The 21,457-nt window shown below is 76.8% G+C and carries 20 protein-coding genes; 10 read left to right on the top strand and 10 right to left on the bottom strand.

The features are described from left to right. Nucleotides 1-11 precede the first annotated feature (11 nt). From ACI799_RS19750 to sigE, 4 genes are all read right to left on the bottom strand, one after another. Nucleotides 12-377, bottom strand: coding sequence for a twin-arginine translocase TatA/TatE family subunit (locus tag ACI799_RS19750; RefSeq protein ID WP_456587329.1), 366 nt, complete (start codon nt 375-377; stop codon nt 12-14). 60 nt (nt 378-437) lie between these two features. Then, nucleotides 438-1,817: a S1C family serine protease gene (locus tag ACI799_RS19745; RefSeq protein ID WP_456599688.1), complete on the bottom strand. Its 1,380-nt coding sequence runs from the start codon at nt 1,815-1,817 to the stop codon at nt 438-440. 170 nt (nt 1,818-1,987) lie between these two features. Continuing rightward, the gene (locus tag ACI799_RS19740; protein WP_456613757.1) at nt 1,988-2,557 is read right to left on the bottom strand and encodes an anti-sigma factor family protein; all 570 of its coding nucleotides are present in this window, start codon (nt 2,555-2,557) and stop codon (nt 1,988-1,990) included. Then, entirely contained in the window at nt 2,554-3,141 is a 588-nt protein-coding gene (sigE, locus tag ACI799_RS19735) for an RNA polymerase sigma factor SigE (RefSeq protein WP_456587326.1), read from the bottom strand. Before sigE ends, ACI799_RS19740 begins: the two co-directional genes overlap by 4 nt. 196 nt (nt 3,142-3,337) lie before the next feature. Here sigE and ACI799_RS19730 point away from each other — a divergent pair, with 196 nt between their 5' ends. Further along, on the top strand, nt 3,338-3,997 hold the full coding sequence (locus ACI799_RS19730) for an O-methyltransferase (protein ID WP_456587325.1): 660 nt from the start codon (nt 3,338-3,340) through the stop codon (nt 3,995-3,997). A 75-nt stretch (nt 3,998-4,072) separates the two neighbouring features. Here the strand turns inward: ACI799_RS19730 and glgC are convergent, their stop codons facing one another. Then, a complete protein-coding gene (glgC, locus tag ACI799_RS19725) occupies nt 4,073-5,293 on the bottom strand; it encodes a glucose-1-phosphate adenylyltransferase (protein WP_456587324.1) in 1,221 nt (406 codons plus the stop codon). A 167-nt stretch (nt 5,294-5,460) separates the two neighbouring features. Here glgC and glgA point away from each other — a divergent pair, with 167 nt between their 5' ends. The 4 genes from glgA to ACI799_RS19705 all read left to right on the top strand — a co-directional run bounded on the left by glgA (nt 5,461) and on the right by ACI799_RS19705 (nt 9,766). Next, complete coding sequence (gene glgA / locus ACI799_RS19720; RefSeq protein ID WP_456613756.1) at nt 5,461-6,633, top strand: glycogen synthase; 1,173 nt, start codon at nt 5,461-5,463, stop codon at nt 6,631-6,633. A 253-nt stretch (nt 6,634-6,886) separates the two neighbouring features. Next, nucleotides 6,887-7,855, top strand: a complete 969-nt coding sequence (locus tag ACI799_RS19715; protein ID WP_456613755.1) for an ABC transporter substrate-binding protein — start codon at nt 6,887-6,889, stop codon at nt 7,853-7,855. 10 nt (nt 7,856-7,865) lie between these two features. Next, a complete protein-coding gene (locus tag ACI799_RS19710; protein WP_456613754.1) occupies nt 7,866-8,960 on the top strand; it encodes a FecCD family ABC transporter permease in 1,095 nt (364 codons plus the stop codon). A 41-nt stretch (nt 8,961-9,001) separates the two neighbouring features. Then, on the top strand, nt 9,002-9,766 hold the full coding sequence (locus ACI799_RS19705) for an ABC transporter ATP-binding protein (RefSeq protein ID WP_456587320.1): 765 nt from the start codon (nt 9,002-9,004) through the stop codon (nt 9,764-9,766). A 6-nt stretch (nt 9,767-9,772) separates the two neighbouring features. Here the strand turns inward: ACI799_RS19705 and ACI799_RS19700 are convergent, their stop codons facing one another. Together ACI799_RS19700 and ACI799_RS19695 are read right to left on the bottom strand one after the other, a co-directional pair. Then, nucleotides 9,773-10,624, bottom strand: a complete 852-nt coding sequence (locus ACI799_RS19700; protein WP_456587319.1) for a 5-oxoprolinase subunit C family protein — start codon at nt 10,622-10,624, stop codon at nt 9,773-9,775. After that, nucleotides 10,625-11,233, bottom strand: a complete 609-nt coding sequence (locus ACI799_RS19695; RefSeq protein ID WP_456587318.1) for a 5-oxoprolinase subunit B family protein — start codon at nt 11,231-11,233, stop codon at nt 10,625-10,627. 117 nt (nt 11,234-11,350) lie between these two features. Here ACI799_RS19695 and ACI799_RS19690 point away from each other — a divergent pair, with 117 nt between their 5' ends. Together ACI799_RS19690 and ACI799_RS19685 are read left to right on the top strand one after the other, a co-directional pair. Continuing rightward, a complete protein-coding gene (locus tag ACI799_RS19690) occupies nt 11,351-12,562 on the top strand; it encodes a PP2C family protein-serine/threonine phosphatase (protein WP_456587317.1) in 1,212 nt (403 codons plus the stop codon). 80 nt (nt 12,563-12,642) lie between these two features. After that, a complete protein-coding gene (locus ACI799_RS19685) occupies nt 12,643-13,371 on the top strand; it encodes a GAF and ANTAR domain-containing protein (protein ID WP_456613753.1) in 729 nt (242 codons plus the stop codon). A gap of 4 nt (nt 13,372-13,375) precedes the next feature. Here ACI799_RS19685 and ACI799_RS19680 read toward each other — a convergent pair whose 3' ends face one another. After that, complete coding sequence (locus ACI799_RS19680) at nt 13,376-14,152, bottom strand: LamB/YcsF family protein (protein WP_456587315.1); 777 nt, start codon at nt 14,150-14,152, stop codon at nt 13,376-13,378. Between the two features lie 52 nt (nt 14,153-14,204). On the opposite strand from ACI799_RS19680, the gene ACI799_RS19675 reads away from it, so the two are divergent. The 3 genes from ACI799_RS19675 to ACI799_RS19665 all read left to right on the top strand — a co-directional run bounded on the left by ACI799_RS19675 (nt 14,205) and on the right by ACI799_RS19665 (nt 18,681). Then, nucleotides 14,205-15,323 carry a spore photoproduct lyase family protein gene (locus ACI799_RS19675; protein WP_456587314.1) on the top strand — a complete coding sequence of 373 codons (1,119 nt, stop codon included), beginning with the start codon at nt 14,205-14,207 and terminating at the stop codon, nt 15,321-15,323. A 144-nt stretch (nt 15,324-15,467) separates the two neighbouring features. Further along, nucleotides 15,468-17,129: a SpoIIE family protein phosphatase gene (locus ACI799_RS19670; RefSeq protein WP_456587313.1), complete on the top strand. Its 1,662-nt coding sequence runs from the start codon at nt 15,468-15,470 to the stop codon at nt 17,127-17,129. 49 nt (nt 17,130-17,178) lie between these two features. Continuing rightward, nucleotides 17,179-18,681, top strand: a complete 1,503-nt coding sequence (locus ACI799_RS19665; protein WP_456613752.1) for a phytoene desaturase family protein — start codon at nt 17,179-17,181, stop codon at nt 18,679-18,681. A gap of 9 nt (nt 18,682-18,690) precedes the next feature. Here ACI799_RS19665 and ACI799_RS19660 read toward each other — a convergent pair whose 3' ends face one another. Both ACI799_RS19660 and ACI799_RS19655 read right to left on the bottom strand, forming a co-directional pair. Continuing rightward, nucleotides 18,691-19,641, bottom strand: coding sequence for an SAM-dependent methyltransferase (locus ACI799_RS19660; protein ID WP_456599742.1), 951 nt, complete (start codon nt 19,639-19,641; stop codon nt 18,691-18,693). Between the two features lie 142 nt (nt 19,642-19,783). Then, nucleotides 19,784-21,247, bottom strand: coding sequence for a hypothetical protein (locus tag ACI799_RS19655; RefSeq protein ID WP_456613751.1), 1,464 nt, complete (start codon nt 21,245-21,247; stop codon nt 19,784-19,786). Nucleotides 21,248-21,457 lie beyond the last annotated feature (210 nt).

Below are 21,457 nucleotides of genomic sequence, written 5' to 3'. Positions count from 1 at the left end.
GGCTCAGGGGGTCAGGTCGCGTCGATGTCGAACGGCGGCGGGACGCTGCGGTCGCGCAGCTGCGCGGCGACCACCGTGGCGGCGGTCGCCCCGTTCGCCGTGGCGGCGGGTACCCGGGCGTCGTCGTCGTCACCCAGCAGCTGCTCGCGGATGAACGTCCGCGGGTGGTACTTGCGCAGGTCGAGGTCGCGCAGCTCCGCGAAGTCGTCGCCGAGGGAGTCGTTGACCTGGGTGCGCATGCCGGTGACCGCACTGCGCAACCGCTTGAGCCCGGCGGCGGCCTCGCGCGCCAGGTCGGGCAGCCGCTCGGGCCCGAAGATGAACAGGGCGGCGAGCGCCAGCACGAAGATCTCGCCCCAGCCGATCGAGTCGAACACCGTGCTCCCTGTTCCTCCGGCCGCCAGCGCTACCGAGGGTCAGCGTAGCCGCCGCCGGGCCTATGCGGCGGCGAGCGTCACCTCGACCGTGCGCGAGCTCCCGCCGCGCACGAGCTCGACGGTCACGACGTCCCCCGGCTGCCGGGCGTCGACGGCGACGGCCAGCTCCTCGGAGCTGCCGACCGGCGTGTCCCCGACGGCGATGATGACGTCCTGCTCACGGATGCCGGCCTCGGCCGCGGGGCTGCCCGGCTCGACGTTGACGACCAGGGCGCCGTCGCGCGTGCCGTCGGTGACCGAGCGGGCGTTGACGCCGAGCGTGGCGTGCACGGCCGAGCCGGTGGCGATGAGCTGCTCGGTGATCCGCTTCACCGTGTCCACCGGGATCGCGAAACCGAGGCCGATCGACCCACCGGCGCCGGTCGAGGCGATCGCGGTGTTGATGCCGACGAGCGCCCCGCTCCCGTCGACCAGCGCCCCACCGGAGTTGCCCGGGTTGATCGGGGCGTCGGTCTGCACCGCGCTGATCACCGCATTGGTGTCGGTGCCCTCGCCGGAGAGCCGGACCGGGCGGTCCAGCGCGCTGACGATCCCGCTGGTGACGGTGCCCGCCAGCCCCAGCGGCGAGCCGATCGCCACCACCGGGTCGCCGACCACGACGTCGCCGGACCGGCCCAGCGCGGCCGTCACCAGACCGGGCTTCTCCACCTTGACGACGGCGAGGTCGCTGGCCGGGTCGCGGCCCACGATGCGCGCGGCGGATCCGCTGCCGTCGGAGAAGACCGCCCGGATCTCGGCGCCCTCGACGTCGTCGGCGCCGGAGATGACGTGGTTGTTCGTGACGATGTAGCCGTTCTCGCCGTCGATCACGACCCCGGAACCGGTGGCACCGGCCTGGCCGACGCGCACCTCGATCGAGACGACCGCCGGGATCACCGCCTCGGCGATGCCCGACACCGACCCCTGCTCGCGGGGCCCGCCCGGATCGACCTGGGTGAGGGTGGTGCCCGGGGTGTGGAGGGGCGTCTCGTCCGCGGTGCGGGTGAGGTACCAGCCGACGCCGCCACCGACGAGGCCGACGACCAGCAGGCCGAGCACGGCGAGCGTGGTCAGGCGGATCGAGAGGTCCCGCAGCCGCACCTTGCGGCGGCCGCGGGCGTCCACGACGACGGGGCCGGGCTGGCGGTCCTCGTCGTACACGGCGGGAGCGCCCAGCGCGGCGGGGGACGACGGGTCGCGCCAGGGGTCCTCACGCGCGTCGGCCTTCCACCACGGGCCGGTGGCGGTGCGCCGCCGTCCGGGGCGGCCACCCGGCGGCTCCTGCAGGCCGCCCCGCCCCGGAGCGGGTGGGCCGAAGGCGCGCAGCAGCGCCTCGGGCGGTGGGGGCGGCACCGGGCGCGGCGGGAGGGTCGGGCGGTCGCCGGCGAAGCTGCCCGTCACCCGCTCCGGGCGTCCGAAGGCCGTGGCCTGCGCGGGGCTGGGCTGGGGGGCGCGGACCGGGCCGGGCGCCACCCGGGGGGCCGTCGTCTCGTCGAAGGCGCCGGCCTGGCCCTCGGGCCGCGCGTAGGCGGCGGCGTCGCCGTCCTCCGGGGCGTCGCGCCGCGTGCTGCTCAGGGGGTCCCGCCCGGGGAGCCGAGGCCGCCGACGGTGCCGATGGTCACCGTCCGCAGCACCGGCGGCGCGACCTCGGTGTGCTGCTCGGGCCGCACCGGATCGGCCGCGGGCGCGCGGCCGCCGTCGGGCGGCAGGGTGAGCGCCAGCGCCGTCACCCCGGCGCCCAGGCCGACGATCGTCCCGGCGACGCCGCGGCGGAACCAGCGGTGGTCGGACGACGTGCGCCGGTGCGCCCCTTCGGTGAGGTCGACGGAGAAGGCGCCGGTGCTGCCCGTGACCGTCAGCTCCCCGGCCGAGGCGCTCAGCCCCCCGGTGGCGGCACCGGCCCCCGGTACCTCGGCGGTGAAGGGGATGGCGCGGAGCCGGGACAGCAGATCACCGGGCATGGCCACGTCGGCGGAGCCGTGGAGGGCCTCCTTGGCCTCGCGCTGCGCGGCCACGGCCATCCGGCAGGAGGCGCAGGCGGTGAGGTGGCGGGCCGCCCGACCGGCGGGCCCGGCGGACAGCTCGCCGTCGACCAGTGCGGCGATCGCCTCCTGCGCCAGGTGGCTCTCCGGGATGCTCATGCCCCCACCTCCCCCGGGACGCCCGCCCGGCGCGGGGCCAGGTGCGCCAGCGCCTCGCGCAGCTGCACCCGCCCCCGGTGGATGCGGCTGCGCACGGTGCCGAGCTTGATGCCCAGCGTGGCGGCGATCTCCTCGTAGGTCAGCCCCTCGATGTCGCACAGCACGACGGCCACCCGGAACTCCGGGGACAGCGCGTCGAGCGCCGCCTGCACCTGGGGGTCGAGGTGGGTGTCGGCGTACACCTGCTCCGGGCTCGGCGCGCGGCCGGGCAGCCGCTCCGTGTCGTCAGGCAGCGCGTCGAAGCGGATCCGCTGCCGACGCCGGACCATGTCGAGGAACAGGTTCGTGGTGATCCGGTGCAGCCAGCCCTCGAAGGTGCCCGGCGAGTAGTCGGCCAGCGAGCGGAACACCCGGACGAAGGTCTCCTGCGTCAGGTCCTCGGCGTCCTGGGGGTTGCCCGACAGGCGGTAGGCCAGCCGGTACACCCGGGCGGAGTGGTCGCGGACGACCTGCTCCCAGGACGGCGCCACCCAGCCCGGCTGCTCCGCGGGAGCGGCGGACTGCGGGGCGGTGGCCTCGGGCACGCCACCAGGATCGCAGACGGGGCCGCCCGCGACCTCCCCGGCGTCGGCGGGACCGGACGCGGCACGCGTGAATCGCACGTCCTGGTCAACGGTCGATCGGCACACCCGTGTTCCCGCGCACCGGGACTCCCAGCAGACGCACAGGTGCGCCCGCGCACGCGGCGGCGGCGGTGCGGGCAACTACCCTCGGCCGGTGATGAGCGCCGATCAGCCGCCGCCCGGAGGCGGCACCGACCCGGGCGCCGCCTACGCCGACCGCTTCGCCGCCGAGTCCCCCGAGATGGTGGCCGCCCGGCGCCGCGCGCAGTTCCTACCCGGGACGGGCCCGGTGGAGCCCCCGGTGGGCGCCACCCTGGCCGTCCTCGCCGCCACGAGCGCTGCCCGCTCGGTGGTCTCGATCGGCAGCGGCGGGGGGCTGGCCGCGCTGTGGCTGCTGCGCGGGATGCGGTCCGACGGGGTGCTGACCGCGCTGGACGGCGATCCCGAGCAGCTGCGCGCGGCACGTGCCGCCCTCGCCGAGGCCCGCGTGCCGGCCAGCCGGGCACGGCTGATCTTCGGCACCCCCGGGGAGGTCCTCCCCCGGCTCTCGCCCGGCGGCTACGACATGGTGTGCTGCGCCGGCCCGCCCCGGGAGTACGCCGAGCACCTCGCCGCACTGCTCGCCCTGGTCCGGGTCGGCGGCACGCTGACCTGCCACGGGCTGCTCGAGGGCGGCCGGGTCGCCGACCGCACCGCCCGCGACCCCCAGTCGGTGGCCTGGCGGGAGATCGCCCGCACGATCCGGGACGACGAGACCCTGCTGCCCGCCGTCCTGCCGATCGGCACCGGCCTGCTCGTCGCCACCAAGCGCGGGTAACGCGAAGAAGGACCCCCAGAAGGACCTCGGTCCCCCCCACCACTCGCAGGCTCGCGGCGAGCCTCCGGACGGGGCCTACAGGTAGGCGCGGGCGCCCTTGCCGAGCACGGTGATCCCGCCCGCGCTGACGTGGTAGCGCTCCAGGTCCAGGTCGTGGTCGAAACCGATCCGCGCACCCGCGGGCACGACGGCGTTCTTGTCCAGGATCGCCCGCCGGACCTGCGCACCCTCCCCGATGTAGGCGCCGTCCATGACGACGCTGTCCTCGACCCGGGCGCCCCGCTCGACGCGCACCCCCGGCGAGATCACGGAGTTGTGCACCGAGCCGCCGCCGATGATCGCGCCGGCGCTGACCATGGACTCCTCGGCGCGGCCCCCCAGCACGAACTTCGCCGGCGGGCGCTGCGGCGGCAGCGTGTAGATCGGCCACCGCTCGTTGTAGAGGTTGAACACCGGCGAGACCGACACCAGGTCCATGTGCGCGTCGTAGTAGGAGTCGATCGTCCCGACGTCGCGCCAGTACCCCTGGTCCCGCTCGGTCGCGCCGGGCACCACGTTGGTGGAGAAGTCGTAGACCCACGCCTCTCCTGCGTCGGCCAGCATGGGCATGATCGAGCCGCCCATGTCGTGCACCGAGTCCTGGTCCTCCGCGTCGGTGCGCAGCGCCTCGAGCAGGGCGTCGGTGGTGAAGACGTAGTTGCCCATGGAGGCGAAGCTCTCCTCGGGCGAGTCCGGCAGGCCGGGCGGCTCTGCGGGCTTCTCCAGGAACCCCCGCACCTTGCCCGCCGCGTCGGAGTCGATGACGCCGAACTCGGTCGCCTCCCGCCGCGGCACCCGCAGCCCCGCGATGGTGACGCCCGCACCGGTCTGCAGGTGCTGGTCGATCATCTGCGCCGGGTCCATGCGGTAGACGTGGTCGGCGCCGAAGACGACGACGATCTCCGGGCGCTCGTCGTAGATGAGGTTCAGGCTCTGGAAGATCGCGTCGGCGCTGCCGGTGTACCAGCGGGGGCCGAGGCGCTGCTGCGCCGGCACCGGTGTCACGTAGTTGCCGAGCAGGCTGGACATCCGCCAGGTCTGGGTGATGTGACGGTCCAGGCTGTGGCTCTTGTACTGGGTGAGGACGGCGATGTGCCGGATGTCGCCGTTGACCAGGTTGGAGAGGACGAAGTCGATGAGCCGGTAGTTGCCGCCGAAGGGGACGGCCGGCTTCGCGCGGTCCTGGGTCAGCGGAGACAGCCGCTTCCCCTCACCGCCCGCCAGGACGATGCCGAGCACCCGTGGACCGCCGCGCATGCCAGAAACGTATCCGTTGGCCGACGCGGGCACAGCACGAACCGCACGGAGGCCACCCGTCTGGGTCCCGCGCCGAGCCCGGTGACGCGCTGGAACGGCCACCTTTCAGGGGCCCGCGCCGAGCCTGCGAGGCGCGGGGGGAAAGGTGATCCTTCTAGGGTGACGGCGTGCGCATCGGGATCGTCACGCGAGAGTGGCCGCCGGACGTCTACGGCGGCGCGGGGGTGCACGTCGAGCACCTGGTGTCGGCGCTGCGTGCCCTGCCCGACGGGCCGCAGCTCGACGTCCACTGCTTCGGCGGCGCACGGGCGGACGCGACCGCCCACGCCGTGCCCGCCGGGTTGTCCGACGCCAACGGGGCCCTGCAGGCGCTGGGGGTCGACGTCGAGATCGCCGCCGCGCTCGCCGGAGCCGACCTCGTGCACAGCCACACCTGGTACGCCAACACGGCCGGGCTGCTCGCCGCGCTGGTGCACGGCGTGCCGCACGTCGTCACCGCCCACTCGCTGGAACCGCGCCGGCCGTGGAAGGCCGAGCAGCTGGGCGGCGGCTACCGGCTGTCCTCCTGGGCCGAGCGCACCGCCTACCTGGCCGCTGACGCGGTGGTCGCGGTGAGCGCGGGCATGCGGGAGGACGTGCTCGCCGTCTACCCCGAGCTGGACCCGGTCCGGGTGCACGTCGTCCACAACGGCGTCGACGCAGAGGCCTACCGCCCGGTGCACGCCCCGGAGGTGGTCCGCGGGCTCGGGGTGGACCCCGACCGGCCGTACGCGCTGTTCGTCGGCCGGATCACCCGGCAGAAGGGGCTGGCCCACCTGCTGGCCGCGGCCGACCAGCTGCCGGCCGATGCCGGTCTCGTGCTGTGCGCCGGGGCCGCCGACACCCCGGCCGAGCGGCAGCAGGTCGCCGACGCCGTCGCCGAGCTGCAGTCCCGCCGCGACGGCGTGGTGTGGATCGAGGCGATGCTGCCGCGCGAGCAGCTGGTGCCGCTGATCACCGGTGCCACGGTCTTCGTGTGCCCGTCGGTGTACGAGCCGCTGGGCATCGTCAACCTGGAGGCGGCGGCGTGCGGCACCGCCGTCGTCGCCAGCGCCGTGGGCGGCATCCCGGAGGTCGTCGACGACGGCCGCACCGGTCTCCTGGTGCCCTACGACGAGGCGGACCCGACCGGGTTCGCCGCCGGCCTGGCCGCGCGCACCGGCGAGCTGCTCGCCGATCCGCAGCGCGCCACCGCGATGGGCGCCGCCGGCCGCGAGCGGGTCGTCGCCGAGTTCGGCTGGGCCGCGATCGCCCGGCAGACCGTGGATGTCTACGCGGAGGTGCTCGCCGCCCGCGGGTGAGCCGACCGCCGCGGTTCCGGCCGTCCGCGTCCCGCCCGCTGGTACCTTTCAGCCCGCCGGCGTCTGCCGGCGGTGCAGCCGCAGCGAAGCCCGGTGCGAACCCGGCGCTGTCCCGCAACTGTGATGGCCCCGTGCGGGCCCGAGCCAGATCGCCTGCCCTGCGCCGTGCAACCGACCCTCGCGGCAGGGGTCGCGCATCGGGCGTCGGGTCAGCTCGGGGGCGACGCCCGCCGCCTCCTCTGGAGGCTCTTCCTTGCTCGGCACCTCCTCCCGGGCGGCGCGCACCTCGCGCGCCCCGCGGCGACCCGCGCGCGCCGTCCTCGCCCTCCTGGCGGCCCCCGTCCTGGCGCTGCCCGCCTGCGGTGGGGCCTCGGACGGCGGTGACGACGCGGCCCCCACCACGGCCGCCGGCGACTTCCCCGTGACGGTCACCGGCGACAACGGCGAGCTGACCCTCGACGAGCGGCCGGAGGCCATCGTCTCCCTGTCGCCGACGGCCACCGAGATGCTCTTCGCCATCGGCGCCGGGGAGCAGGTGGAGGCCGTCGACGACAACTCCGACCACCCGGCCGAGGCGCCGACCACGGAGCTGTCGGCGTTCACGCCCAACGCCGAGGCCGTCGCCGGGTACGACCCCGACCTGGTGGTGCTCAGCAACGACATCAACGGCATCGTCGACGCGCTCGAGACGCTCGACGTCCCGGTCCTGCTGCTCGAGGCCGCCGAGGACCTCGACGACACCTACGCGCAGCTGGAGACCCTCGGGACGGCGACCGGGCACGACGACGAGGCGGCCGAGGTGGTCGCCGACGTGCAGGACCGGATCGACGCCGCCGTCGCGTCCGTGCCCGACGCCGTCGCCGGGATGCGCGTCTACCACGAGCTCGACCCGTCGTTCTACTCCGCGACGAGCGAGACGTTCATCGGCGGGATCTACTCCCTCTTCGGCCTGGAGAACATCGCCGACGGTGCCCCCGAGGCCGGGGGCTACCCCCAGCTGTCGGCCGAGTACGTCGTCGACCAGGCGCCCGAGCTGATCGTGCTGGCCGACACCGAGTGCTGCGGCGAGAGCGCCGAGACGGTGGCCCAGCGGCCGGCGTTCGGCTCGGTGCCCGCGGTGACCGAGGGGCGGGTCCTCGCCGTCGACGACGACATCGCCTCCCGGTGGGGTCCGCGCGTGGCCGACTTCGCCGAGGCGGTCGCCGGGGCCCTGCAGGACTGAGCCCGGCGGCATGAGCACCACCCACGGCACCCGGCCCGGCCGCACCGCGGCGGGGCCGGGTGCCGTGCGGTCACCGCGCTCCGCACTCCTCTCCGGAGCCGGCGTCACCGCCGCCCTCGTGGCCGCGGCGCTCGCCGGGGTCTGGGTGGGCGCGGTGCCGCTGCCGCCCGGCGCGGTCGTCGCCACGCTGCTCGACCGCGCGCTGGCGCCGCTGGGCCTCGACGTCCCCGGCACTCTGGAGGGGACCCGCGCAGCGGTGCTGCTGGAGCTCCGCCTGCCCCGGGTCGTGCTCGCGGTGCTGGTCGGCGCCGGACTGGCCGTCTCCGGCGCCGCGTACCAGGGGGTGTTCCGCAACCCGCTCGCCGATCCCTACCTCCTGGGCGCGGCGGCCGGGGCCGGGCTGGGCGCCACCCTGGTCCTCGCCTACGCACCCGGCCAGCAGGTCGGCCCGGTCGGGGTGGTCCCGCTGGCCGCCTTCGTCGGCGCGCTCGTCGGTGTGGGGTGCGCGCTGGCCCTCGGTCACGCGGCCGGCGGTTCGCAGAGCGCGCCGCTGCTGCTGGCCGGCATCGCGGTCGCGGCCTTCCTCGCCGCGGCGCAGACGCTGGTGCAGCAGCAGAACACCGACGACCTGCGGGAGATCTACGGCTGGCTGCTCGGGCACCTGGGCGGCGCGCAGTGGTCCGACGTGGGGCTGGTCCTCCCCTACCTGGGGGTGGCGGTGGTCGCCCTGCTGCTGTGCGCCCGCCCCCTGGACGTGCTGGCGGTCGGCGACGACGAGGCCCGCTCGCTCGGCGTGCACCCCGGCCGGCTGCGGCTGCTGGTCGTGGTCGCCGCGTCGCTGGCCACCGCGTCGGCCGTGGCGGTCAGCGGGCTGATCGGCTTCGTCGGGCTGGTCGTGCCGCACATCGTCCGCCGGCTGGTCGGCGGCGCCAACGCCCGGGTGCTCCCGGTGTCCCTGCTGGCCGGTGGCGCGTTCCTGGTGCTCGCCGACCTGCTCGCCCGCACCGTGCTCGCCCCCGCGGAGCTGCCGCTGGGCGTGGTCACCGCCTTCGTCGGCGCGCCGTTCTTCGCGGGTCTGCTGTGGGCGGGGGCGCGGCGACGGTGAGCGGAGGACCACCCGGCCCGCGCGGTGCCGGCGGCGCGCGCGTGGAGGTCGTGGGTCTCGACGCCGGCTACGGACGGCGCCCGGTGCTCGCCGCCGTCCGGTTCTCCGTGGCGGCCGGCGGCTGGCTGGGCATCATCGGCCCCAACGGGTCGGGCAAGTCCACGCTGCTGCGCTCGGTGCTGGGGCTGCACCCGCACGAGGGCCAGGTGCGCATCGACGGCGTCCCGCTCACCGGGATGCCGCGCCGCGACCGGGCCCGCCTGCTGGCCTACGCGCCGCAGCTGCCGGTGCTGCCCGAGGGGGTCAGCACGCGGGACTACGTCCTGCTCGGCCGCACCCCGCACCGTCCGCTGCTGGCCGCACCCCGGCGGGTCGATCGCGAGGTCGTCGCCGAGGTGATGGACCGGCTGGAGCTCGACGAGCTGGCCGACCGGGCGGTCGTCGCCCTCTCCGGTGGGGAGCAGCAGCGCGCCGTCCTCGCGCGGGCGCTGGCCCAGCGACCGCGGGTGCTGCTGCTCGACGAGCCCACCGCCGCCCTGGACCTCGGCCACGCGCAGCAGGTGCTCGACCTGCTCGACCGGCTGCGGCGGCAGGACGGGCTCACCGTCGTGAGCACGCTGCACGACCTCACCCTCGCCGGGCAGTACGCCGACCGGCTTACCCTCCTCGCCGCGGGGCGGGTGGCCGCCGAGGGCAGCCCGGCGGAGGTGCTCACCGCCGCCGTGCTGGCGGAGCACTACGGCGCCCGCGCCCGCATCGTGCCGGGCCCGCACGGGCCCGCGGTGCTGCCGGTGCGCGGGAGCTGATGCCGGTCAGCGCGCCGCGCGGAAGCGGACCACGTCCCCGGGCCGCAGCTGGGCGGCGGCGGGCAGGTCCGCGGTGACGACGACGGCGAGCACCGGATAGCCACCGGTGACCGGGTGATCGGCGAGGAACAGCACCGGGGCGCCGTCGGGCGGCACCTGCAGCGCCCCGGTCACCAGCCCCTCGCTGGGCAGCTCCCCGTCGCGGCCGCGACCGAGCCGGGGACCGGCCAGCCGCAACCCCACCCGGTCGCTGTCGGCACCGACCGCCCAGCCGGCCCGCAGCAGGGCCGGCCACGCGGCGTCGTCGAGCCAGTCCCGCCGCGGCCCGGGCAGCACCCGCAGCACCGGCCGGTCCGACGGCGCGCCCACCGGCGCGATGTCGACGACCGGCTCCTCCCCCGCCAGCCCGCCGACCGGCAGCCGCGTGCCCGCGGTCAGGACGGCCGGCCCGAGGCCGGACAGGGTGTCGGTGCTGCGCGACCCCAGCACCGGCGGGACGTCGACGCCGCCCCGCACCGCCAGGTAGCTGCGCAGGCCGGCGCGCGGGGGGCCCAGCCCCAGCACGGCGCCGGGGCGCAGCGTGGTGGGCGCGGCGAACGGCGCCGGACGCCCGTCCACGACGACCGGCACCGGGGCACCCGTCACCGCCACCAGGAGGGTGCGCTCGGCGCGGACCCGCAGCCCCCCGCCCGTCGCCTCGACGACCGCGGCCGCCGGCGCGTTGCCCACCAGCCGGTTGGCCAGCGCCGCCGCCGGCCGGTCCGCGGCGCCGGACCGGGGCACCCCGACGGACGCCCAGCCGGCCCGCCCGGCGTCCTGCACGGTCGCGAACGGCCCCGGGGTCAGCACGGTGAGCACTCAGGCCACCGCCCGGAAGCGGACCGTCGTGCCCGGGGCGAGCAGCGCCGGCGGGTCGCGCCCGACGTCGAAGAGGACCGCGTCGGTGCGCCCGACCAGCTGCCAGCCCCCGGGCGAGGCACGCGGGTAGACGCCCGCGTACGGGCCGGCCAGCGCCACCGAGCCGGCCGGTACCCGGGTGCGCGGGGTGGCCCGGCGCGGCACGTGCAGCTCCTCCGGCAGCCCGGTCAGGTACCCGAAGCCCGGGGCGAAGCCGCCGAAGGCGACGGTGAGCGCGGTGCCGGTCAGCGCGGCGACGACGGCGTCCGCCGTCCGCCCGGTGAGCCGGGCGACCTCGGCGAGGTCCGGTCCGTCGAAGACCACCGGCAGCACCACGGCCGCGCGCGCCGGTCCGGCCGCGGGCGCGGCGGGGGCCAGCCGGCACAGGGTGGTCACGTCGAGGTCGGTGACCGGCCGATCGAGCAGGACGAGCAGGGTGCGGGCGGCCGGCACCAGGTCCACCTGCCCGGCCAGCGGGGCGTCGAGCAGCGCGGCCCGCAGCCCAGGGATCGCGGCGACGTCCGCCACCTCGAGCAGTACTGCGCGATCGCCGTAGGGCAGTGCACGCACCGCTCCCCCACCGTCGCCCACCCGCCCATGATCGGGCATCCCCCCGGGCCCGTGACTGCCCCTCCGCCGCGCAGCTCGGTTCGCCCGGTCCGCACGCCGGTGGAATGCTGGACCGCCGTGACCTCGACGACGGCCTCCGGGCAGGACCCGCTGCGGTCGCTGCTCCGGTCGTCGCACCACCTGACGGCCGACGAGCTCGGCTCGGTCGTCTCCCGGCACGCGAGGCTCCTCGGCGCCCGAGCGGCCGTCGTCTACCTGGCCGACTACGAGCAGTCCTCCCTGGTCCCCGTGGACGGCGAGGACGTTCCGCCGCGCACCGGGCTGTCCGTCGACGGCTCGATCGGCGGCCTCGCCTTCCGCCGGGTCGAGGAGACCCGTTCCCCGAGCCCCGGCGACGACGCTGCCGTGCGCCTCTGGCTCCCCCTGCTCGACGGCGCCGAGCGGGTCGGCGTCCTGGAGCTGCTGTTCGACACCGTGCCTCCGGCGGAGCAGGACGAGGAACGCCGCGCCTTCGCCGCACTGGTGGCCGAGCTCTGCGTCACCCGGGACGCCTACAGCGACGTGTTCGCCCGGCTGCGGCGCACCCGGCCGCTGAGCCTGGCCGCGGAGATCCAGTGGGACCTGGTCCCACCGCTGACCTTCGGCACCGAGCGGATCGTCATCTCCGCGGCGCTGGAGCCCACGTACGAGATCGGCGGGGACACCTTCGACTACGCCGTGAACGGCCCCGTCGCCGACCTCATGGTTCTCGACGCGGTGGGCCACGGTCTGCCCGCCGCGCTGCTGACCACGGTCGCCGTCGGCGCCTATCGCTCGGCCCGCCGGCACGAGCTCTCCCTTCCCGCGACGTCGGCGGCGATGGACGCCGCGATCGCCGGGCAGTTCCCCGGCAGCCGGTTCGCCACCGCGCTGCTGGCCCGGCTCGACCTGGAGTCCGGCCGGCTCACCTGGGTCAACGCGGGGCACGGCTCCCCGCTGATCGTGCGCGACGGCGTCCTCCTGCCCGCCCACAGCTGCCGCCCGGACCTGCCGCTCGGGCTCCAGCGGGGGCCCGCCCGGACGTGCGAGGTGCAGCTGCGCCCGGGCGACCGGGTGCTGCTGCACACCGATGGCGTCACCGAGGCGCGATCGCCGGCGGGCGACTTCTTCGGCGAGGAGCGCCTCGCGGACTTCGTTGTCCGCGCGGAGACGGCCGGCGACCCCCCGCCGGAGACGCTCCGCCGGCTGATGCGCAGCGTGCTGGACCACCAGGCGGGCCGGCTGCAGGACGACGCCACCATCGTGCTCGTCGAGTGGCGGACCGGCCGCGAGGACCAGATCGCCCTGTGACGCCGCCGGGATCGGCCGATCCGGGCGGGGCCGCACACCGGCCAGGATGTGCGCACCGCCACACCGACGGACAATCGGGCATGACCATCGGGGGGCGCTTCGACGCCGCTCTGGCGCGGCAGTCCGATCCCGCGCTCGCCGGGCCCGAGGCCCTGCCGCTGCGGCTCAGCCGCGTGTGCGCCGAACTGCTCCGGGTCGACGGTGCCGGCCTGGTCCTGGTGGACGGCACCGCCCGGCGGCTCCCGCTGGGCGCCAGCGACCCGGCGGCCGCGAGCGCCGAACGGATGCAGTTCACCGTCGGCGAGGGGCCGTGCGCGACGGCCCAGGCCACCGGCCAGCCGGTGTTCGCCGTCGAGGACGACCTGCGACGCCGGTGGCCGATCTTCGCCGACCTGCTGCTGCGCGGCACCCCCTTCCGCGCGGTCGTCGCCCTCCCCCTGCACCCGGGCCCCGCCGGGGAAGGGGCCCTCGACCTGTACTTCAGGCGGTCGGCCGCCGTCGTGGAGCTCGACGTCTTCGCGGCGGGCGCGGTGGGCGAGCTGGTCAGCTCCGCGCTCAGCGACGCCGCAGTCTGGTCGACCTGGACACCGGCGGAGGGACCGGACTGGCTGCGCGGCGCGGCACCGCGGCAGCGGGCGGCGGTGTGGGAGGCGGTGGGCAAGCTGGGCGTCGCCCGAGACATCGATCCGGAGGAGGCGCTGGCCCTGCTCCGGACCGAGGCCTACACGTCGGGGCGGTCCGTGGACGAGGTCGCCGCCGCCCTGCTCTCCGGGCGCCGCTCGATGGAGGACCTGCGCCCCGGCGACTGACCGCTCACCCGGTGAACGGGGCGACCGCGAGCCCGGCCGCCTCCAGCGCTGCCCGCACCGACCGCGCGAGCTCCACCGCGCCCGGCGTGTCCCCGTGCACGCACACCGACCCCACCTCGACCGGGACCACGCTGCCGTCCACCGCGACCACGCTGCCCTCGGCGGCCATGCGGACCGCGCGCTCGGCGACCACCTCCGGCTCGTGCACCAGCGCTCCCACCGACCCGCGGGGCACGAGGCTGCCGTCGGGGGCGTAGCCGCGGTCGGCGAACCCCTCCGCCACGGTGGGCAGCCCGGCCGCCGCGGCGGTGCGCAGCAGCGCCGAGCCCGGCAGCCCCAGCACGGTCAGCCCGGCGTCGTAGGCGGCGACCGCCTCGACGACGGCGCGGGCCTGCGCCGCGTGGTGCACGACGGCGTTGTAGAGGGCCCCGTGCGGCTTGACGTAGGAGACCCGTCCCCCGGCCGTCCGGGCCACGCCGTCCAGCGCGGCGAGCTGGTAGAGGACGTCGGCGGCGAGCTCGTCCGCGGCGACGTCGACGAAGCGCCGGCCGAACCCGGCCAGGTCGCGGTAGGAGACCTGGGCGCCGATGGCCACGCCCCCGGCCACGGCGGCACCGCACACGCGACGCATCGTGACCGGGTCCCCGGCGTGGAACCCGCAGGCCACGTTGGCGCTGCTGACGACCTCCAGCAACGCGTCGTCGTCGCCCAGCCGCCACACGCCGAAGCCCTCCCCCAGGTCGGCGTTGAGATCGATGCGGGGGCCGCCCGGTGCGCTCACCCGCGCAGTCTCGCACCGGAATGGCGGCCGCCCCGCGGGTGCTGCACCCGGTATGGGAGCCGCCGAGCCGCTCACGCTCTTCGAGGTCGGGCCGCCGCCGGCGCCGATGCCGCCCAACCACCTCCTGCAGGTCCGCCGCATCTACGCCGAACCGGCGGCGACGGAGTCCCCGCGTGGCCGCCAGGTGCTCGGCCGGTTCCCCGACGCCGAGGTGGTCGAGGTGCCCTCGCACTGGCAGATCCCCGAGCTGCACGGCAACGCCGGGAACGTCGACCGCTGGGTGCGGGTGAAGACCGAGACGCTGGTGCTCGGCGTCCGCAAGGGGCTGGTCACCCGGCCCAACGGCCGCTCCGCGAACTTCATCGCCCCCGGCACGGCCAACGGCTGCGCCATGGCCTGCGCCTACTGCTACGTGCCCCGGCGCAAGGGCTTCGCCAACCCGATCACCGTCTTCACCAACATCGACCAGATCGCCGGGCACCTGCGGCGGCACGTCGCCCGGCAGGGACCGAAGACCGAGCCCGACCAGTGCGACCCGGAGAGCTGGGTCTACGACATCGGCGAGAACAGCGACTGCTCGGTGGACGCGCTGGTCAGCGACAACGTCGCCGACCTGGTGCGCACCTTCCGCGGCCTGCCGACGGCGAAGGCGTCCTTCGCGACCAAGTACGTGAACCGGCAGCTGCTCGACCTCGACCCGGCCGGTCGCACCCGGGTGCGCTTCTCGGTGATGCCCGAGGACGACGCACGGGTCCTCGACGTGCGCACCAGCCGGGTGGCCGACCGCATCGCCGCCGTCGACGACTTCGTGGCCGCGGGCTACGAGGTGCACCTGAACCTCTCGCCCGTGGTCCTGCACGCCGGCTGGGAGGAGGCCTGGGGACGGCTCCTGGCGCGGCTGGACGACGAGCTCGGCGCGGCGGCCAAGGCGCAGGCCGCCGCCGAGGTGATCATGCTGACCCACAACGAGGCCCTGCACGAGGTGAACCTCGGGTGGCACCCGACGGCCGAGCAGCTGCTCTGGCGCCCCGACCTGCAGGAGCCCAAGCGCAGCTCCAACGGGCAGGACAACGTGCGCTACCGCGCCGGGATCAAGCGGGCGGCGGTCGCGCGACTGCGCGAGCTGGTCACCCGGCACGCCCCCTGGCTGCGCATCCGCTACGCGTTCTGAGCCGCTGCCGCCCGGGGCCGACATGGCGAAATGTCGGCATGACCACATGTCGACATCTCGCGTCGGCACCCCCACCCGACCTGTGAGAGGCTCATCGTGACGGAGCCGTTACGTTCCGTCGGGGAACGTCACGCAGGGGGAAGAGTGCCCGGGTCCACCTCTGGCGTACCGGCGGCGACGCTGCTGGCCGCGCTGCCCGACACCGTGATCGTGGCCGACGGCGACGGGCGCATCGCGTACGTGAGCCCGGCCGTCGAGACGTTGCTGGGTCACGACCCGGCGGCGCTGATCGGCCGGCCGCTGCAGCTGCTCATGCCCGAGCGGCTCCGGCACGGCCACAACGAGGGCTTCTCCCGGTACCGGGCCACCGGCGAGGGGAAGCTCGTCGGCGCGACCACGCAGCTGCCGGCGCTCCACGCAGCCGGTCACGAGGTGCCGGTCGACCTCACCCTGTCGCGCCTGACCCCGGCGGACGGCGCGTCGCCGGACGAGGCGCTCGTGGTCGCCGTGCTCCGCGACGCCAGCACCACGATCCTCCTCGAGCGGCAGTTCGCCGTCAGCCGCTACCTGGCCGCCACGCTGCGGGTGACGGCGGCGCTGACCGAGGCGCGCGACGCCGACGTCGCCTTCCAGCAGCTGCTCCCGACGCTGTGCACGGAGCTGGACTGGGACGCCGCCCTGCTGTGGCAGGCCGACACCGAGCACGGCCGGCTCGTGCACGCGGGCACCTGGGCCGCTCCCGGCGCGGACGTGCCGGCGCTGGCCGCCGACGCCCCCCGCCGGGTCTTCCGCCGTGGTGAGGGCCTGCCGGGGGGCGCCTGGCTGCACCGGGTCCCGGTCGTGGCCGAGGACCTCGCCGCCGACCCCCGGGTGGTCCGCCGCGACGTCGTCCGGGCCGACGGGCTCGGCACCGGCGTCGCGTTCCCGGTCCTGAGCGGCGACACGCTGCTCGCCGTCTGCGAGCTGTTCTCGACGCAGTCCCGGCCCGTGCCCCCCGAGCTGCTGGAGGTGCTCGGGCACGCCGGCCGGCAGATCGGCCAGTTCCTCGCCCGGCTGCGCGCGGAGTCGGTGATCCGCGACCTGGCCGACACCCTGCAGCGCAGCCTGCTCCCCTCCCACCTGCCCACGATCCCCGGGGTGGAGCTGGCGGCCCGCTACCGCGCGGGCGGGGACTCCGCCCTCGTGGGCGGCGACACCTACGACGTCACCCCCCTGCCCGACGGCCGCTGGATGGTGCTGATCGCCGACGTCTGCGGCACCGGAGCCGAGGCGGCGGCGGTCACGGCGGTCACCCGGCACACCGCCCGCGCCGCGGCCACGGGGAGCCCGGCGGAGATCCTGCGGGCGGTCAACACCGCGCTGCTGCACGAACAGGGGACGGGGCCGCTGCGGTTCGTCACCGCCTGCTGCCTGGTGCTGGAACCGGCGGGGCCGGGCCACCGGGTCCGTCTCGCCGTCGCCGGGCACCCGCTCCCCGTCGTCTCCGATGCGGACTCCGACGCCCGTCCGGTCGGGACCGCCGGCCCACCCCTCGGGATCGATGCCGACGTCGAGCTCACCGAGACCACGCTGGACCTGCCTCCCGGGTCGACCCTGGTGCTCTACACCGACGGCGTCACGGAGGCGCGGGACGACGCCGGGCGGCAGTTCGGCGAGGACGCGCTGCTGCGGGTCGTCGCCGGCGCGCCGGTCGCCGATCCGGAAGCGGCCGTCGGCGCGATCTCGGCCGCGGTCGAGGCCCAGCTGGCCGGCTCCCGCTACGAGCCCGACGACCTCGCCGTGCTGGCGCTCGCCGTCCCGCGCTGAGGGCCCCGTCCCGCCGACGCGCTCCGGGCCGGCTGGCTACGGTGGGTCGGTGGCGCGGGTGGTGGTCGTGGGCGCCGGGCTCGGCGGGCTGGCGGCCGCCGCGCGGCTGGCGGCCCTCGGACACGCGGTGACCGTCGTGGAACAGGCGCCCGACGTCGGCGGGAAGCTCGGCTGGTTCACCCGCGACGGGCACGCCTTCGACACCGGGCCGAGCCTGGTCACCCTGCCGCAGGTGTACCGCGACCTGTTCGCCGCGACCGGCAGCCGGCTCGAGGACACCGTCGACCTGGTCCGGCTGGACCCGGCGGTCGGCTACCGGTTCGCCGACGGCACCCGGCTGACCGTGCCCGGCCGCGCAGAGGCCGTCCCCGCCGCGCTCGACGACGCGCTGGGGGCCGGCGCCGGAGCCCAGTGGGCCGCCCTGATGGAGCGGGCCGCGGCGATGTGGCGGATCAGCGAGGAGCCGTTCCTGCGCACCCCCCTGGCCGGGGCGACGACGCTGGCGCGGCTGGCCCGGCGCCCGGCCGACGTCGCCGCGATCGCGCCGTGGCGGTCGCTGCGCGGCCTCGGTCACCGCCACCTGCGCCACCCGCACCTGCGCACCGTGCTGGACCGCTACGCCACCTACTCCGGCTCGGACCCGCGCCGGGCGCCGGCGGTGCTGGCCACCGTCCCCTACGCCGAGCAGGCCTTCGGCTCCTGGTACGTGCGGGGTGGGTTGCACCGGCTCGGGACGGCGGTGCGGGACCGGGCCGTCGCGGGCGGCACCGCGGTCCGCACCGGCTGCGCGGTGCGCAGGGTGCTGGTGGCGGGCGGCCGGGCTGCGGGCGTGGAGCTGGCCGACGGCGAGCGGCTGCGCGCCGACGTCGTCGTCTCCGGCGTCGACGCCGCCGCGCTGCACGCCGACCTGCTGCCCACCGACCGGCGCACCCGCGGCGTCCGGCGGGACCTGGCCCGTGCCACACCGTCGCTGTCGGGGTTCGTGCTGCTGCTGGCGCTGCGCGGCCGGACCCCGGGGCTGGAGCACCACACGGTGCTCTTCCCCGACGACTACGACGCGGAGTTCGACGCCGTCTTCGGCACCGGCCGGTACGCGGGCCGACCGTGCCCGGTGCCCGATCCCACCGTCTACGTCAGCGCGCCCGACGACCCGGCGCTGGTGCCCGACGGCGACAGCGAGTCGTGGTTCGTCCTGGTGAACGCGCCGCGGCACGATCCGGTGCACGGGGTGGACTGGGACGCCCCGGGGCTCGCCGAGCGGTACGCCGACCGGGTGCTGGCGGTCATGGCCCGCCGCGGGCTCGACGTCCGGGACCGCCTCCGCTGGCGGGAGATCCGGACGCCGGCCGACCTGGCGCGGGGCACCGGCAGCGTCGGCGGGTCGATCTACGGCAGCTCCAGCAACGGCTCCCGGGCGGCGTTCCTGCGCCCGGGCAACGCCTCGCGCATCCCCGGGCTGTTCCTGGTCGGCGGCTCGGCGCACCCCGGCGGGGGGCTGCCGCTGGTGGGCCTCTCGGCGGAGATCGTGGCGGGGCTCGTCGGCCCGGCCTGACCGGTCCGGTCACCGCGGCCGGACGGCCGCGACGGCCACGAGCGGGGCGCCCGGGGCGATCCGCCGGGTCTCTCCCGGTCGCAGCCCGGCCGCGCGCAGCCCCGCGACCAGGTCCGCGGCCCCCGGCAGCGACATGCCGCCCTCCTGCGCCCGCAGCAGCAGGTCGAAGTGCCGGCTGAACAGCTGCGGCGTCGCCACGGTGGTGACGACCAGGAGGGTGCCCCCCGGCGCGAGCAGCCCCGCCACGTCGGCGAACAGGGCGACGCGCTCCGCCACCGGGACGTAGTAGACGACGTTGGCCAGCAGCGCGAGGTCGAACCCGCCCTCGTCGGGCAGCTCCCGGACGTCGGCCCGCACGATGCGCGCCCGTCCCGCCAGCCCGCGCCGTTCGAGGGTGCGCTCGGCGAGGGCGGCGGCGTCGGCGTCGGCGTCCACCCCGACGCCCTCGGCCTGCGGAGCCGCCGCCAGCACCGCGGCCAGCTGCAGCCCCGCGCCGCACCCGACGTCGACCACCCGCCGCGGGGACACGTCCGCCACCGTCTCCCGGAGGACGTCGTCGACGAACGGCTCGAAGGCGGCCGACACCCGGGCGATGACCGCCCCCTGCTCGGCGACGTCCCGCCGCGGTGGGCCACCGGCCAGCAGGTCACCGAGGTGGCGGTAGAGCCCGGTGTGGAACCCGGCGAACGCCTCGTAGGAGGCCCGCACCAGGTCGTCGTCCCGCAGGGCGCGCCCGGCGCTGGTCAGGGACCAGCCGGCGGCGTCCTCCCGGACGAGGCCGGCGGCCGCGAGCACCCGCAGGAAGGCTGCGAGCAGGTCGTCGCGGGCCACCGCCAGCCGGCGGGCGAGCTCCGGGGTCGCCACCGCACGGTCGCCGAGCGCGTCCAGGACGCCGGTGTGCAGCGCCGCGGCGCCCAGGTTCAGCCGGACCGCGGCCTGCCCGTCACGGGTGGCCCGCAACCGGGCCCGGGCGTTCCCGGTCCGCAGGACGGTGAGCAGGGTGCGTGCGCTGAACAACCCGGCCATCTGGCGCTCCCACCGTTCGGGGAGCCCACTGTGGTCCGCCCGGACCCGTCGCACCAGTACCGGCGACGCGGTCCGGTCAGCCGCGGGCCGCGCCGTAGCCCAGCAGCGCGGCCAGCCCGAGCGCGCTGCGTGGCTGGTACGCCGCGCGCCACAACCCGCCGTGCGCGGCCTCGTGCGCCTCGTCCTGCCACGGGTGCTCGTGCGCCGGTCCGCCGCCGGTGTGCAGGTCGTGCACGAGCAGCGCGGCCATGAGCACGTTCGACGTCGACGGCTCGAAGATCTCCACGCCGAACCGGTGGGCGCCGGCGTAGGCCGCGGCCAGGGCCCGGTTCTTCACCACCGAGCGGGTCCGCGTCGGCGGGGCGACGTTCATCGACACCGTGCTGCCCGCCGCACGTGCGGCGGTCGCCCGCCACCGCTGCAGCCGCTTGGCCAGCGCGTAGTTGGGGCCCTGCTGCGCCACCAGGCTGTCGGCGATGCCCGGGTCGGTGCCGGGCACGTAGGCGCGCTGCAGGAGCCGGCCGCCCGACACCGTCCGCAGCGGGCGGCCGAGCAGCTTCGCCGTGCGGCTGCGGCGCGCGTACGCCTCCACCGACTGCGCCACCGCCTCGGCGGGGACGGCGAAGACGTCGGTCGGGGTGGCCAGGAACGCCAGCGCGAGCTCCGGCCGCGCACCCGCGAGCCGCACGGTGAGCGCGTCGACGGCCGCCGAGACGCGCACGTTCGTGGCACCGTCGGCGTAGACGTAGTTGCCCAGGACCGGGGACCCCGGCAGCCCCGCGACCCAGTCGGCCACCGCGGGGACCTCGGCGATCAGATCGGCTCCCGCGCGCGCCGGGTCGGGCTCCGACCCGGGCTCCGCCACGGGCACCAGGAGGGTGCCGGCGCCGGACCGGGCGATGTCGAGCACCCGCTCCCACAGCGGCGCGCGGGGCAGGTCCACCCCGGCCACGCGGGCGCCCCAGCGCAGCAGTGCGGTGAGCGGTCCCATCTCGGCGCCCGTCCCGAGCACGACCACGGTGGTGTCCGGCAGCGACAGCCACTCGGGGTGCGCCGCCACGGTGCGCACCGCCTCCGCGCACGACGGCTCCACGACCCCCGCGGCCACCCAGTCGTCGAGCCGGCGCAGCAGGGCGTCACCCCGCAGCCGCCCGCCGCGGAACGGCAGCGACAGCTCCCGCTCCGGCTCGGCGGTGCCGGTCACCTCGACCGTGTGCAGCACCCGGCCGGCGGGCGCGGTGGTCAGCCCGGCGAGGTCGGCCTCCCCCTCGGGCCCGGCCACCCGCATCCGCGAGTGCAGGGACGCCAGGCCGGCAGCGGCGATGGCCTGCGCCGCCTCCGGCGAGGGCAGCCCGGCCTCCACCAGCCGGCGGAAGTGCGTCAGGTAGCCCGCCCGCCAGTTGGTCTCCCGCTCGGCGGCCAGCGCGCCGGCGGCGTCGGCGGGGCGCAGTGCATCCGCGACGACGGCCCGGCCCAGCGCCGCCGTGCTCCGGCGTCCGTCGGCCCCGGCCGGGAACACGACCCCCTGGTCCTCGCTCATGCGCCTTCCTCCACCCGTCCAGCTTCTCCCGGCTCCTGGCACGCGGCCAGCTCAGCAGCACCCCTGCGCCGGCCCCGGCCCGGGCCCGGGAACGACCCGGGCCCCGGGGGGGGGGGGGGGGGGGGGGGGGGGGGGGGGGGGGGGGGGGGGGGGGGGGGGGGGGGGGGGGGGGGGGGGGGGGGGGGTGGGGTGGGGGGGTGTTTGGGGGCG

It is taken from the genome of Blastococcus sp. SYSU DS0753 (assembly GCF_054051175.1).
The sequence above is the reverse complement of the archived record's forward strand: the minus strand, read 5'-3'. Positions and strand labels throughout refer to the sequence as shown.

Bases quoted from the DNA above. Each gene is read 5' to 3' on its own strand.
- ACI799_RS19740 (WP_456613757.1), bottom strand. From the start codon at position 2,557: ATGAGCATCCCGGAGAGCCACCTGGCGCAGGAGGCGATCGCCGCACTG.
- ACI799_RS19730 (WP_456587325.1), top strand. From the start codon at position 3,338: ATGAGCGCCGATCAGCCGCCGCCCGGAGGCGGCACCGACCCGGGCGCC.
- glgC (WP_456587324.1), bottom strand. From the start codon at position 5,293: ATGCGCGGCGGTCCACGGGTGCTCGGCATCGTCCTGGCGGGCGGTGAG.
- ACI799_RS19710 (WP_456613754.1), top strand. From the start codon at position 7,866: ATGAGCACCACCCACGGCACCCGGCCCGGCCGCACCGCGGCGGGGCCG.
- ACI799_RS19685 (WP_456613753.1), top strand. From the start codon at position 12,643: ATGACCATCGGGGGGCGCTTCGACGCCGCTCTGGCGCGGCAGTCCGAT.
- ACI799_RS19675 (WP_456587314.1), top strand. From the start codon at position 14,205: ATGGGAGCCGCCGAGCCGCTCACGCTCTTCGAGGTCGGGCCGCCGCCG.
- ACI799_RS19655 (WP_456613751.1), bottom strand. From the start codon at position 21,247: ATGAGCGAGGACCAGGGGGTCGTGTTCCCGGCCGGGGCCGACGGACGC.